Raw genomic sequence first — 13,071 nt, 5'->3', positions numbered from 1 at the left:
GACTAGGAGGCCCGGCATGGCCGATCCTTATTATATCACCACCGCGATCCATTACCCGAACGGGCGTCCGCATATCGGCCACGCTTATGAGATGATCGCCGCCGACGCGATCGCGCGCTTCCAGCGGCAGGCGGGCCGCGACGTCCGCTTCCAGACCGGCACCGACGAGCATGGCCTCAAGATGGCGCAGACGGCGCGGGCCCGGGGCGTCGAGGTGCGCGCCTTCGCCGACGAAATGTCGTCCCATTTCAGCGAGATGGCGGACACACTTAACATCTCCTACGATCGGTTTATCCGCACCGTCGAGCCCGCCCATTATGCCGCGAGCCAGGCAATCTGGCGGGCGATGCGCGACAAGGGCGACCTGTACCTCGACCGCTACGAGGGCTGGTATTCGGTTCGCGACGAAGCCTTTTACGACGAGAAGGAGCTGATCGACGGGGAGGGGGGGCAGCGCCTCTCGCCGCAGGGCACGCCGGTCGAATGGACCGCGGAGGAGACGTGGTTCTTCCGCCTGTCGAAATATCAGCAGCCCTTGCTCGACCTATACGCCGCCAATCCCGATTTCATCCGTCCGGAAACCCGGCGCAACGAGGTGATGCGCTTCGTCGAGGGCGGCCTGTCCGACCTGTCGGTGTCGCGGACCAGCTTCGACTGGGGTGTGCCGGTGCCGGACAGCCCCGGCCACGTCATGTACGTCTGGGTCGATGCGCTGACCAATTATCTGACCGGTGCCGGCTATCCGGACGACAGCGAAGCGCTGGCGCGCTTCTGGCCGGCCGATCTGCATCTAATCGGCAAGGATATCACGCGCTTCCACACCGTCTACTGGCCGGCGTTCCTGATGTCGGCGAACCTGCCGATCCCGAAACAGGTGTTCGCGCATGGCTTCGTGCTCCACCGTGGCGAGAAGATGTCGAAGTCGGTAGGCAATGTCGTCAGCCCCGACGAACTGACGCAGGCGTTCGGCGTCGACGCGGTCCGCTATTTCCTGCTCCGCGAGGTCAGCTTCGGGCAGGACGGCAGCTATTCAGCCGAGGCGATCGTGACGCGGGTCAACGCCGAACTGGCCAACAGCTTCGGCAACCTCGCACAACGGACTTTGTCGTTCATCGCCAAGAATCTCGGCGGCGCATTCCCCGATGCCGGGCGTAGCGATCCCGCCGATGCGATGCTGATCGAGGAGATCGTCGTCGCCTGTGCCGGGCTCAAGACCGCGTTCGACGATCTGATGCTGAGCCAGGGGATCGAGGCGTGGATGCGCGGCGTGTTCGCCTGTAACCAATATATCGATGCGCAGGCGCCCTGGGCATTGCGCAAGACCGATCCCGAGCGGATGCATGCCGTGCTCGGCACGCTGGTCCGCGCGATCCGCATGCTGGCGATCGCCATCCTGCCGGTGGTGCCGGATGCGGCGGGCAAGGTGCTCGACCAGATCGGCGTCGATGTGCGCGATCACGCCGCGATCGACGACGACGGTTGGTATGCGCGTCAGGCGGCGTCCGGCTTCGTGATCGCACCCCCGTCGCCGGTCTTCCCGCGCCTCGAGCTGCCGGTGACGGAATGATGTTCGCCGACAGCCACTGCCACCTCAACTACAAGGGCGTGTTCGAGCAGCAGGGCGAGGTGCTGGCCCGGGCGCGGGCGAGGGGCGTCGGCGCGATGCTCAACATTTCGACGCGCGAGAGCGAATGGGATGCCGTCGTCGCTACCGCGGAACGCGAGCCCGACGTCTGGGCCGCGATCGGCATCCACCCCAACGAAGCCGACGCCTATCCGGATGTCGGGCGCGCGACGCTGGTCGATCGCGCCGCGCATCCGCGTGTCGTCGCGATCGGTGAGTCGGGACTGGATTATTACTACGAACATTCCGATCGGGCGCGGCAGCAGGCGAGCTTCCGCACGCATATCGCCGCCTGTCGCGAGACGGGATTGCCGCTGATCGTCCACACCCGCGACGCGGAGGAGGATACGCTGGCGATCCTGCGCGAGGAGATGGAGCAGGGGGCCTATCGCGGTGTCATCCATTGCTTCACCGCGAGCGGGGCGTTCGCCGACGGGGCCCTTGAACTGGGCTTCTATATCTCGATTTCGGGGATCGTGACGTTCAAGAACGCGCGCGATCTGCAAGAGACCGCCGCACGGCTGCCGAGCGACCGCTTGCTGATCGAGACCGACGCGCCGTTCCTCGCGCCGGTACCCAATCGCGGCAAGCCGGGCGAACCGGGCTTCGTCGCAGACACGGCCGCCTTTCTTGCCAAGCTGCGCGGCGAGCCACTTGAAGAGCTGGCCGCAAGAACCGCCGACAATTTCTTCACTTTGTTCGATAAAGCGCAGCGGTGAAGGTCCGTATCCTCGGCTCGGGCACCTCGTCTGGCGTGCCGCGGATCGGCAACGATTGGGGCGCCTGCGACCCCGGCGAACCACGCAACCGGCGTACCCGCGCGTCGCTGCTGGTCGAGCATGACGGCACGCGCATCCTCATCGATACCGGGCCCGACATGCGCGAGCAGTTGCTTGCCGCCGACGTCGCGGCGGTCGACGCGATCATCTGGACGCACGATCACGCCGATCACTGTCACGGTATCGACGATGTCCGCCAGATCTACCATGCGCTCGGTAGACCCGTGCAAGGCTTCGCCCGACCGAAGACGTTGGCGGCCTTGCACGAAAAGTTCACCTATGTCTTCGCCGGTCGGCAGGGCTATCCACCAACAATCCAAGCGGCGGCGCTGCCCGATCGACTGACGATCGGCAGCATCACGATCGACGTCGTCGACCAGCCGCATGGCCATATCACCTCGGCCGGACTGCGCTTCTCCGCCGGCGACGCGGTGGTCGGCTATGCCACCGACTTTCACGAACTCACGCCGGCGATGCGCGCGCTTTATACCGGGCTCGACGTCTGGATCGTCGACGCGCTGCGCTATGCGCCGCACCCGACGCATCCCGACGTACCGGCGGTGCTCGACTGGATCGAACAGCTTCGCCCGGGGCGGTCAGCGTTCATACATATGGACCATAGTATGGACTATGCGACGTTGATGGCGACGCTGCCGCCAGGCGTCGAACCTGGCTACGACGGACTCGAATTCACGCCATGAACACGGATCTGGGCGGCTCGACGCTCTTCTATCTGGTGCTGCTCATCCTCCCGATTTCGGCGTTGATCGCCCGACGCGTCCCGATCCTCCGCATCGTCCTGTCGCTGGCAAGTTGGGCGCTCATCATCGGTCTGCTCGTCATCGTCGTCGGCCAGCGCGAGCGGTTCGATCCGTATCTGCAACGGATCGCCAGCGTGCTGAAGATCGCCGACCAGACGGTCGTCGGGCGCGAGACGCGGATTCGCATGGCCGCCGACGGGCATTTCTGGGCGCGGGTGACGCTGGACGGTGTCCCGCGGCGGATGCTGATCGACAGCGGCGCAACGGTGACCGCGCTGTCGACGCGCACCGCGCAGGCCGCCGCGCTCGACGTGCGCAACAGCGCGTTCCCGATGATCCTCAACACCGCCAATGGCCAGATCAGCGCGCAGACCGCGACGGTCCGCGAATTGCGACTGGGCGATATCGCCGCGCGTGGCCTCGGCGTCGTCGTCTCGCCGGCATTCGGCGATACCGACGTGCTGGGCATGAATTTCCTGTCCAAGCTGAAATCGTGGCGGGTCGAGGGGCAGACGCTGATCCTCGAACCCCACCACCATCAAGATTTTACATAATGTATATTATCGATCCCAAGCTTGGGTCGGTGAGAGGGGGCGCATGACGGTCGAACGGCTGGTAGCGATCATGGCGCGGCTGCGCGACCCCAAGCGTGGCTGCGACTGGGACGTCGCGCAGACCTGGGCGACGATCGCGCCGTACACGATCGAGGAAGCCTATGAGGTCGCCGACGCGATCGCCCGCGACGATGCGGCCGATCTCAAGGACGAGCTCGGCGACCTATTGCTTCAGGTCGTCTTTCACAGCCGGATAGCCGAGGAAGCCGGCGCCTTCACGCTTGACGATGTCGTGGCGTCGATCAGCGACAAGATGGAACGTCGCCACCCCCATATCTTCGGCGATGCGGCGCAGAGCCCCGGCTGGGAGGAACTCAAGGCGGCCGAGCGCAGCGGCAAGAGCGATGCGAGTGCGCTGGCAGGCGTCGCTGCCGGGCTGCCGGCGTTGATGCGCGCAGTGAAGCTCCAGAAGCGTGCCGCCCGCGTCGGCTTCGACTGGCCCGACGCAGACGGTTCCCGCGCGAAACTGCACGAAGAAATCGAAGAGGTCGATGCCGCGACCGGCGATGAGATCGAAGACGAGATCGGTGATCTACTCTTCGCTGCGGTCAACTGGGCGCGGCATCTCGGCGTCGATCCGGAAACGGCATTGCGACGTGGCAATGCCAAGTTCGAACGCCGCTTCCGGGCGATGGAGGCGATCGCCGGCGAGAGCTTTCCGGCGCTCAGCCTCGACGACAAGGAAGCGCTCTGGCAGCGGGTGAAGCGCGGCTAGGTCGCCCCCTCACCGCTGCAAGAAGCGTTCGTAATCGCGCTCTGCGAGGCGAACCTCATACTGCGTCTGAAGATCTTCGCTGATCTGGCCGAGCACTTCGCCATGTGCGTGGAGCCAAGCCGCCCCCGCCCCGTCGCCGGCGTCGAGCGTGATCCAATAGCGGCGATGGCCGGCGGTGAGCTTGGCGGCGACCTGCTCGATCAGGTCGTCGATCCCCTCCCCGCTGAGCGCCGAGATCGCGACGACATCGTCGCGATGCCCCGCCTCGACCAGCACGTCGTCGTGCCGCTCGGGATCGAGCAGGTCGAGCTTGTTCCACGCCTCGAAGCGCGGCGTCAGTTCGGACACGCCGATCTCGGCGAGCACTGCCTCGACGTCGCTGCGCTGCGCCTCGGTCTCGGGATGCGCGATGTCGCGGACGTGGATCAGCAGGTCGGCCGACACCACTTCCTCCAGCGTCGCCTGGAAGGCGGCGACGAGCTGCGTCGGCAGGTCGGAGACGAAGCCCACCGTGTCCGACAGGATCGCCTTGTCGATGCCCGGCAGCGAGATCTGCCGCAACGTCGGGTCGAGCGTCGCGAACAACAGGTCCTCGGCCATGACATGCGCGCCGGTCAGCCGGTTGAACAGCGTCGACTTGCCGGCATTGGTATAGCCGACGAGCGCGATGATTGGCCACGGCGCGCGCTGGCGCCGGTCGCGATGCAGGCCGCGGGTACGGCTGACCTGCTCCAGCTCGCGCCGGAGCCGTGCCATCCGGTCGCGGATCAGCCGCCGGTCGGCCTCGATCTGCGTTTCGCCGGGACCGCCGAGGAAGCCGAAGCCGCCGCGCTGCCGCTCGAGATGGGTCCAGCTGCGCACCAGCCGCCCGGCCTGATAGTCGAGATGCGCGAGTTCGACCTGCAACCGCCCTTCGGCGGTGGCGGCGCGTTCGCCAAAAATCTCGAGGATCAGGCCGGTACGATCGATCACCTTGGCTTCGAGCGCGGTTTCGAGATTGCGCTGTTGCACGGGCGTAAGGCTCGCGTCGAAGACGACGAGATCGGCCTCGTTCTGGCGGACCTGCACCGCAAGCTGCTCGACCTGACCGCTGCCGATCAGCGTCGCCGCCTTGGGCGCCCTCACCCTTACCGCGACCTTTTCGGTCACGACGAGACCGATCGCAGCGGCCAGCCCCGCGGTCTCGTCGAGCCGGGCGTCGGCATCGCGATGCGCATCGCCCTGGTCGGGCAGGACGATCAGCGTGCGTCCGCCGCGGGCGAAATCGTCGCGATCGCGATTGAAGCCATTGGTCACGGTCAGTCTTCCGTCTCCCCGTCATCGGCAAGGTTGAGCGCGCGCGCCGGCTGGATCGTCGACACGGCATGTTTGTAGACGAGCTGCGCCATGCCCTCGCGCTGGAGCAACATGCAGAACAGGTCGAAGCCGGCGATCTGGCCCTGCAGCATGACGCCGTTGATCAGGAACATCGTTACCGAATCCTCGGACTTGCGCACCGCGTTGAGGAAGATCTCCTGCAACAGCGGCTGTTTGCGCTGCGCCTCGCCGACCGATTCGATCAGCGCGGCGATATCCATCGGCCCCGACGGCATGATCGTCGAGATGGCGTGCTTGTAGATGAGCTGGGACTGGCCGTCGCGGCGCAGCAGCACCGAGAAATTGTCGAACCAGGTGACGATGCCCTGCAATTTGACGCCCTTGACCAGAAACATGGTCACCGGGGTCTTCGAGCGGCGAAGGGCATTGAGGAAGAGGTCCTGCAGGGACCCTTGTTTTTCGGCCATGATGAGCCTTTCGGTTTTTGGCGAGCCGTTTGCCCGCTATCGCGCCGTTTCCCGGCGTCGGATCGCCGCCCGGGTCGGGCGGCACCTTGCATCTATGAACGAAGGAGCGCTTCGTCCAGCGCTCAATCCTCGCGCACGTCGGTGATACCGAGCAGCTTGAGCTTCCGGTGGAGCGCCGAGCGCTCCATGCCGATGAAGCTCGCGGTGCGGCTGATGTTGCCCGAGAAGCGGCGGATCTGGACGCGGAGATATTCGCGCTCGAACGTTTCGCGTGCCTCGCGGAGCGGCGCGCCCATGATCGCGCCCCCGCCCCCGCTGCCGAGATCGCCCTGATCGCCGAGCACTTCGGCGGGAAGCAGGTCGAGATCGATCCGACCGATGCGGTCGCCGGGGGCGAGGATGATCGTCCGCTCGACGACGTTGCGGAGCTGGCGGACGTTGCCTGGCCAATCGTAGGATTGCAGCGCGACCATCGCGTCGGGCGCGATCTCGGGCGTCGGCACGCGGCGATCGGCGGCATAATGCGCCATGAAATGCTCGACCAGCGCTGGAATGTCCTCGCGGCGTTCGGACAGGGCCGGCAGCACGACGGGGACGACGTTGAGGCGGTAATAGAGGTCCTCGCGGAAGCGGCCCTCGGCGATCTCGTGCGTCAGGTCGCGCGAGGTGGCGGAGACGACGCGGACGTCGACCTTGACGATCCGCGTGCCGCCGATGCGGCTGAAGCTCTGGTCGGTGAGCACACGCAGGATACGCGCCTGCGTCGCGACCGGCATGTCGGCGATCTCGTCGAGGAACAAGGTGCCGCCATGCGCCTGTTCGAGCAGGCCGGGGCGGACGAGGTCGCCGCTTTCCTCGACGCCGAACAGCTCCTCCTCGACGCGTTCGGGGGTCATGCGCGCGGCGCTGACGATGACGAAGGGCGCCTGCGCGCGGTTGCTCCAGCCATGGAGCAGGCGCGCGGCGACCTCCTTGCCGACGCCGGCGGGGCCCATGATCAGCACGCGGCTGCCGGTGGCGGCGACGCGCTTGAGCGTCGCGCGGACGCCGTTGATCGCGCCCGAGCTGCCGGTGAGGTCGCTCTCGCGCCCCGCCGAGACGCGGAGGCTGGCGACCTCGCGGCGCAGGCGCTCGGTCTCGGTCGCGCGGGCGACGAGCAGCAGCAGGCGCTCCGCCTCGAACGGCTTTTCGATGAAGTCGCTGGCGCCGCGGCGGATCGCGGCGACGGCGGTGTCGAGATTGCCGTGGCCCGAGATGACGAGCACCGGGATCGACGGATCGCGGCGCTTGATCTCGTCGAGCAGTTCCAATCCGTCGAGCCGCGAGCCCTGGAGCCAGACGTCGAGCAGCACCAGCGACGGGCGGCGGGTGGCGATCGCCTCGAGCGTCGCGTCGCTGTTGGCGGCGGAGCGGGTCTCATAGCCCTCGTCTTCGAGGACGCCGGCGACCAGTTCGCGGATGTCGTGTTCGTCGTCGACGACGAGGATGTCGAGCGGCATGGCTTAATTCCGATTGCGTGTGAGGGCGGCGAGCTGGCCTTCGTCAGCCGGCTCGGGCGCCGCGGCCCCCTGGTCGAGGGCGGCGAGCGCCGCGGCGTCGAAGGTCATGCGGACGACGGTCCCCCCGCCGTCGCGGTCGGCGAAGGTCATGGTGCCGTGATGCTCCTCGACGATCTTCTTGACGATCGCGAGGCCGAGGCCGGTGCCGCGGGCGCGCGTCGTCATATAGGGTTCGACGATCCGGTCGCGGTCGGGCGGCAGGCCGACGCCGGTGTCGGCGAGTTCGACCGTCGTAACATCACTATCCTCACGCACATGCATCATCACGGACCCACCGCTTTCGCCTTTGCTTTCAATGGCTTCTACGGCGTTCTTGACGATGTTCGTGAACGCCTGGCCGAGCTGGCGGCGGTCGCAGACGAGTGTGGGTGCGGGGATGCTGTGGTCGAGCTCGAAACGGATATTGGGATGCGCGACCTCGTGCAGGAACAGCGCCTGCCGGGCGATGTCGACGAGCGATTCCTCGCGGAACACCGGCTTGGGCATCCGCGCGAAGGAGGAGAATTCGTCGACCATCCGGCGCAGGTCGCCGACCTGGCGGACGATCGTGTCGGTCAGCCGCGCGAAGGTGGTGTCGGCGGGATCGATCTTGCTGCCGTAGCGGCGCTGAAGGCGCTCGGCGGCGAGCTGGATCGGGGTGAGCGGGTTCTTGATCTCATGCGCGATCCGCCGCGCGACGTCCGACCAGGCGGCGCGGCGCTGGTCGAGCAATTGCTGGGTGATGTCGTCGAAGGTGAGGATCGGACCGGCATCGGTGCGCGCGATGCGCACTGCGAGCGTCCGCGTCTCGCCGTTGCGGATGACCTGGACGATCGCCTCGCGTTCATGGCCGAGGACGAGGTCGGCGAGTTCGGGCGCGATGGTGGTGAGCGGCCGACCGATCAGCCCGTCCGCCCCCGTTCCGATCAATTCGGTGGCGGAGCGATTGGCGAGGCGGATCGTGCCGTCCTCGGCAGTGGCGACGACGCCGGCGGACACGCCGGCCATCACCGCCTCGATCAGCGCGCGGCGATTCTCGAGCTGGTCGTTGGCGGTGACCAATGCGCTGTTCTGCTCCTGCAGGCGGCCGGTCATCTGGTTGAAGGCGTTGGCGAGCGTGCCGACTTCGTCCTTGCGACGCGGGTCGGGAACCCGCGCGGTGAGATCGCCGGTGGCCACCTTGCGTGCGGCCCCCACCAGTTCGGCGACCGGACGGACGAGTCGGTCCGCCACCGCCAACGCCGCCCAGACCGCGATGCCGACGATGAGCAGCGATAGGATCAGCAGCGCGGCGTTGAACTTGAGCTGCAACGCGCGTGAGCGGCTCTGCAGCGCCTGATAATCGCGGATGATCGCGTCGCCGCGGCGGATCTGGCTGGCAAGCTGCGGGTCGAAGATGCGTGACGAGTACAGATAGGCGCCATTGCCGTAGGCAATCGGGACGACGGCACCGATCCGGTCATCGTTGCGGACGAGCACGTAGCGTGCCCCCTTGTCGATCGCCTGTTCGACCGCAGGCGTGACGACGTTCTGAAGCGGCTTGTCGTAGGGATTGAGGACGATCAGGGGATCGCTATCGTTGCGGCCGATGATCATCGCCTCCGACTGCTCGCGACGATAGGTCTGGAGCAGCAGCGCATTCTGGAAAAATGCGCTGTCGATCGCATGGGTCCTGAGATCGATGGCGAGATCGCCGCTCATCGCCTGCACCTGCGAGATGACCCGGTTCGCCTCACGCTGATAATTTTCGCCGACCAGCTTGCGGGCGTTCTCCAGCATGCCGCTGGCCCGGTCGGAGGACCAGAATTCGACGCCGATCTGGAAGAGCAGCGAGGCAAAGACGGTGACGAGCAACGCCGGGACGGCGGCAATGATCGAAAAGATCGCCACCAGCCGGACGTGGAGGACCCCCTCCCCGCCGACCAGCGACGCCGCGGCGCGCTTGCGGGCGATGCGGCGGCCGAGCAGCATCAGCAACGCGATACTGGGGACGAGGTTGGCGACGAGCAGCGAGGCGATCGCGGGCGGGGAGAGTGGCTGTGCCGGCTTGCTGCTGCCGGTGATGACGAAATAGGTCGCCGTCGCGATGGCGATGGCTAGCGCGAGCACCAGCGCCTCGACGGCGGGCGTGATGCGCAGCCGGCGGTCCGGGGCGGGTGCGATCAGATCGGGCATGGGGGCCGCGTTCATTCGACCCTTCGTACAACGTGGATTGTTGCACGGAAACCACATAATTTATCGGCAACGGTGGTTTGTGGTGACAGTAAGATGAGCGGGGCGTCGCTGGTGGGGCGTGACTTTGTTCACGCGGAGGCGCGGAGGCGCGGAGGCGCGGAGGTGTCGCCCCCGGTGCGGCGGCAGCGCTTTCCATCGCACCTCCGGCGCTGACAGGCCACGTTGCCGCGGGCGGTTCATCTCCGCGCCTCCGCGCCTCCGCGTGAACCGATCCCGCTTTCCTTTCGAACCCCGGGCAATCGCATATGGCTGCGTTGATGAGGCTCGATCGGTTTCCTTATCGAAGCCGTCACCCCGGACTCGTTCCGGGGTCCACCGTGCCGCAGGGAAACGGCGTCAAATCAAGCCGTTCTCCTCGCCGCAGGGTGGACCCCGGAACAAGTCCGGGGTGACGGAATAAGCTTGGAACACGGCAGGTTCGAATGAACGATTGGCGTTCCGGACTCCTGGGCTCCTGCGTTCGCAGGAGCACGGGGGGACGGCGCGCGGGTGGTGGCGGATGACCCACGCCTCCGCGGCAGGATCACGAGGCCCTATTCCGTCATTCCTCCGCCCGTGCGCTGATGCCCAATGTGTCCAGTCGCTTGCGCAAGGTGTTGCGGTTGAGGCCGAGTGCGCGCGCCGCGCGGAGCTGGTTGCCGGCGTGGCGGGCGAGCATCGCCTCGATCAGCGGGCGTTCGACCTCGCCGATGACGCGGTCGTACAGCGTGCCGTCGTCGAGTGCGCCGGGACGCTCGCGGGCGATACGCTCGACCAGATGACGGACCGCTTCGGCGATGCCGGGATCGGATGTCTCGCCGCTGGTGCCGGGGGCGCCGAGCAGGTCGCGGATCGTCGCGGCGTCGATCAGTTCGTCGCGGGCGAGCACCGCCAGACGGCGCATCAGATTTTCGAGCTCGCGGACGTTGCCGGGCCAGTCGTGCGCGGTGAGCGATGCCTGCGCCGCATCGCTGAGCTGACGGCGCGGCAGCCCCTGTGCCGCCGCCATTTCGAGGAAATGGCGGGCGAGCAACGGAATGTCCTGCCGGCGTTCGCGCAGCGCCGGCAGCGCGATCGGCACGACGTTGAGCCGGTAGAACAAATCCTCGCGGAACTGGCCGGAGGCGACCTGCTGGGTGAGGTCGCGATTGGTGGCGGCGACGACGCGGACGTCGGCGCGCATCGTCCGCGCGCCGCCCACGGTGGTGAATTCGCCCGACTGGAGAACGCGGAGCAGCCGCGTCTGCGCCTCCATCGGCATGTCGCCGATCTCGTCGAGGAAGAGCGTGCCGCCGGCGGCCTGTTCGAAGCGGCCGGCGTTGCGCACGGCAGCGCCGGTGAAGGCGCCGCGTTCGTGGCCGAACAATTCCGCCTCGATCAGCTCGCGCGGGATCGCGGCCATGTTGATCGCGACGAAGGGCGCGGCGCGGCGCGCGCCGAGATCGTGGATCGCGCGCGCGACCAATTCCTTGCCGGTGCCCGATTCGCCCGAGATCAGCACGGTGAGGTCGTTGGAGAGCACGCGCGCGATGATGCGATAGACGTCCTGCATCGCCGGCGAGCGGCCGATCAGCGGCAGCGCCGGGTCCTCGCTCGCCTCGGGCTGCGGCATCACCGCGCCGCGAGCGAGCGCGCCGGTCACAGCGCGGGTGAGATCGTCGAGATCGAACGGCTTGGGGAGATATTCATAGGCACCGACCTCGGCCGCGCGCACCGCGGTGGTCAGCGTGTTCTGCGCCGAGAGGATGATGATCGGCAGTTGCGGCAGGCGCTCGCCGATCTCCTTGGCGCGGGCGATGCCGTCGCCGTCTGGCAGGATGACGTCGGTGATCAGCACGTCGGGGACGCGGGTGGCGAGCATGCGGTCGGCCTGCGCCAGCGTCTCGGCGGTCTGCACGTCATGGCCGGCACGGCGCAGCGCCTGCGCGACGACGGTACGGATCGCGGCATCGTCGTCGACGACGAGGATGCGGGTCATGCCGCGGCGCGCGGCAGCAGGAGGCGGAGCGTCGTCATTTCCGGGGTTCCTTCGCGGGCATATTGGACGATGCCGCCCATGTCGCGGACCAGTTTGTCGACCAGCGCGAGGCCGAGCCCCTGCCCCTCCGGCCGACCCGAAACGAAGGCGTCGAACAGATGGTCGGCGATATCGGCGGGCGCGCCGGGGCCGTTGTCGATCACGCAGATCTCGATCGGCAGCGGCGTGCGCGGCCTGCCGGGGGCGGCCGCCACCGACATGCCATGGCGATAGGCCGTGGTGATGAGGATGCGCGGATTGCGCACCGATCGACTGGCTTCGACGGCGTTCTTGAGAAGGTTTATGAGGATTTGCAGCAGCGCGTCGCGGTTGATCGCGGCGGGCGGCAGCGACGGGTCGAACCGCTCCTCGATCGCGACGCCGCGCGCGAAGCCGGCGAGCGCGAGGCGGCGGGCGTGGCCGATCAGCGGATAGATGTTCTCCGGCACGATCGGCAGCGGGCGGGTGTCGCTGAAATCCTGCATCCGGTCGATCAGCGCGGCGATGCGGTCGACCTCGGTGACGATCAGCGTGGTCAGCTCGCCGGTGCCGAGCAATTGCGCGGCGCCGCGGATGCCCGACAGCGGGTTCTTGATCTCATGCGCCAGCATCGCCGCGGCGCCGCTCGCCGCGCGCGCGCCGGCGCTGCGACCGGTCTGGGTGAGGCCGCGGGTACTGGCGGCGGTGTGGAGCGTGATCGCGCGCCAGCCGGGATGGTCGGGGACCGCCGCCTCGACGAAATCGACGCGGATCTTCGGGCCGTGCGGCGTCGCGATCTCGGTGTCGTAAAAGGCGAAGCCCTGTCCGTCGCGGCGGTCGTCCGCGGCGGGCGGCGGCAGGATCGCCGCGAGCGGCTGGCCGCACATCACCCGTTCGGACAGATTGAGCAATTGTTCGGCGAAGCCATTGGCATGCGCGATGCGATCGTCGGGATCGACCACCACGACCGCGACCGGCAGCGCCGCGAACAGCTCGGCGAAACCGGGCCGGCCGGAGGTGTAGCCGGTGCGCTGCTCCATCGACGC

At 67.4% G+C, this 13,071-nt stretch carries 11 protein-coding genes; 5 read left to right on the top strand and 6 right to left on the bottom strand.

The annotated features are described in order from the left end of the window. Positions 1-16 precede the first annotated feature (16 nt). From metG to mazG, 5 genes are read left to right on the top strand one after another with little or no spacing between them, the layout of a single operon-like run. Positions 17-1,567, top strand: a complete 1,551-nt coding sequence (gene metG, locus FFS23_RS02490; protein ID WP_137897317.1) for a methionine--tRNA ligase — start codon at positions 17-19, stop codon at positions 1,565-1,567. Further along, positions 1,567-2,343 carry a TatD family hydrolase gene (locus FFS23_RS02485; protein WP_137897365.1) on the top strand — a complete coding sequence of 259 codons (777 nt, stop codon included), beginning with the start codon at positions 1,567-1,569 and terminating at the stop codon, positions 2,341-2,343. Before metG ends, FFS23_RS02485 begins: the two co-directional genes overlap by 1 nt. Further along, positions 2,340-3,104, top strand: coding sequence for an MBL fold metallo-hydrolase (locus tag FFS23_RS02480; protein ID WP_171009327.1), 765 nt, complete (start codon positions 2,340-2,342; stop codon positions 3,102-3,104). The genes FFS23_RS02485 and FFS23_RS02480 overlap by 4 nt, the downstream gene beginning before the upstream one ends. Beyond that, positions 3,101-3,718, top strand: a complete 618-nt coding sequence (locus tag FFS23_RS02475; protein WP_137897316.1) for a retropepsin-like aspartic protease family protein — start codon at positions 3,101-3,103, stop codon at positions 3,716-3,718. Before FFS23_RS02480 ends, FFS23_RS02475 begins: the two co-directional genes overlap by 4 nt. A 43-nt stretch (positions 3,719-3,761) precedes the next feature. Then, the gene (gene mazG / locus FFS23_RS02470; RefSeq protein WP_137897315.1) at positions 3,762-4,493 is read left to right on the top strand and encodes a nucleoside triphosphate pyrophosphohydrolase; all 732 of its coding nucleotides are present in this window, start codon (positions 3,762-3,764) and stop codon (positions 4,491-4,493) included. Between the two features lie 9 nt (positions 4,494-4,502). On the opposite strand, the gene hflX is transcribed toward mazG, so the two are convergent. The 6 genes from hflX to FFS23_RS02440 all read right to left on the bottom strand — a co-directional run bounded on the left by hflX (position 4,503) and on the right by FFS23_RS02440 (position 13,065). Then, positions 4,503-5,789: a GTPase HflX gene (gene hflX, locus FFS23_RS02465; protein ID WP_137897314.1), complete on the bottom strand. Its 1,287-nt coding sequence runs from the start codon at positions 5,787-5,789 to the stop codon at positions 4,503-4,505. A gap of 2 nt (positions 5,790-5,791) precedes the next feature. After that, entirely contained in the window at positions 5,792-6,277 is a 486-nt protein-coding gene (gene hfq, locus FFS23_RS02460; protein ID WP_038659355.1) for an RNA chaperone Hfq, read from the bottom strand. A 122-nt stretch (positions 6,278-6,399) separates the two neighbouring features. Then, positions 6,400-7,776 carry a nitrogen assimilation response regulator NtrX gene (ntrX, locus tag FFS23_RS02455; RefSeq protein WP_038659353.1) on the bottom strand — a complete coding sequence of 459 codons (1,377 nt, stop codon included), beginning with the start codon at positions 7,774-7,776 and terminating at the stop codon, positions 6,400-6,402. A gap of 3 nt (positions 7,777-7,779) precedes the next feature. Further along, entirely contained in the window at positions 7,780-10,005 is a 2,226-nt protein-coding gene (locus FFS23_RS02450; RefSeq protein WP_137897313.1) for a sensor histidine kinase NtrY-like, read from the bottom strand. 586 nt (positions 10,006-10,591) lie between these two features. Beyond that, positions 10,592-12,007, bottom strand: coding sequence for a nitrogen regulation protein NR(I) (ntrC, locus tag FFS23_RS02445; protein WP_137897312.1), 1,416 nt, complete (start codon positions 12,005-12,007; stop codon positions 10,592-10,594). Continuing rightward, positions 12,004-13,065, bottom strand: coding sequence for a two-component system sensor histidine kinase NtrB (locus tag FFS23_RS02440; protein ID WP_137897311.1), 1,062 nt, complete (start codon positions 13,063-13,065; stop codon positions 12,004-12,006). Before FFS23_RS02440 ends, ntrC begins: the two co-directional genes overlap by 4 nt. Between the last annotated feature and the right edge of the window lie 6 nt (positions 13,066-13,071).

Source organism: Sphingomonas sp. 2SG, assembly GCF_005503285.1.
In the GTDB taxonomy this organism is placed as follows: Bacteria; Pseudomonadota; Alphaproteobacteria; order Sphingomonadales; family Sphingomonadaceae; genus Sphingomonas; species Sphingomonas taxi.
The sequence above is the reverse complement of the archived record's forward strand: the minus strand, read 5'-3'. Positions and strand labels throughout refer to the sequence as shown.

What these genes read in the sequence shown, in the direction of transcription:
- metG (WP_137897317.1), top strand. Translation starts at nt 17, where the DNA reads ATGGCCGATCCTTATTATATCACCACCGCGATCCATTACCCGAACGGG.
- FFS23_RS02485 (WP_137897365.1), top strand. Translation starts at nt 1,567, where the DNA reads ATGTTCGCCGACAGCCACTGCCACCTCAACTACAAGGGCGTGTTCGAG.
- FFS23_RS02475 (WP_137897316.1), top strand. Translation starts at nt 3,101, where the DNA reads ATGAACACGGATCTGGGCGGCTCGACGCTCTTCTATCTGGTGCTGCTC.
- mazG (WP_137897315.1), top strand. Translation starts at nt 3,762, where the DNA reads ATGACGGTCGAACGGCTGGTAGCGATCATGGCGCGGCTGCGCGACCCC.
- hfq (WP_038659355.1), bottom strand. Translation starts at nt 6,277, where the DNA reads ATGGCCGAAAAACAAGGGTCCCTGCAGGACCTCTTCCTCAATGCCCTT.
- ntrX (WP_038659353.1), bottom strand. Translation starts at nt 7,776, where the DNA reads ATGCCGCTCGACATCCTCGTCGTCGACGACGAACACGACATCCGCGAA.
- FFS23_RS02450 (WP_137897313.1), bottom strand. Translation starts at nt 10,005, where the DNA reads ATGAACGCGGCCCCCATGCCCGATCTGATCGCACCCGCCCCGGACCGC.
- ntrC (WP_137897312.1), bottom strand. Translation starts at nt 12,007, where the DNA reads ATGACCCGCATCCTCGTCGTCGACGACGATGCCGCGATCCGTACCGTC.
- FFS23_RS02440 (WP_137897311.1), bottom strand. Translation starts at nt 13,065, where the DNA reads ATGGAGCAGCGCACCGGCTACACCTCCGGCCGGCCCGGTTTCGCCGAG.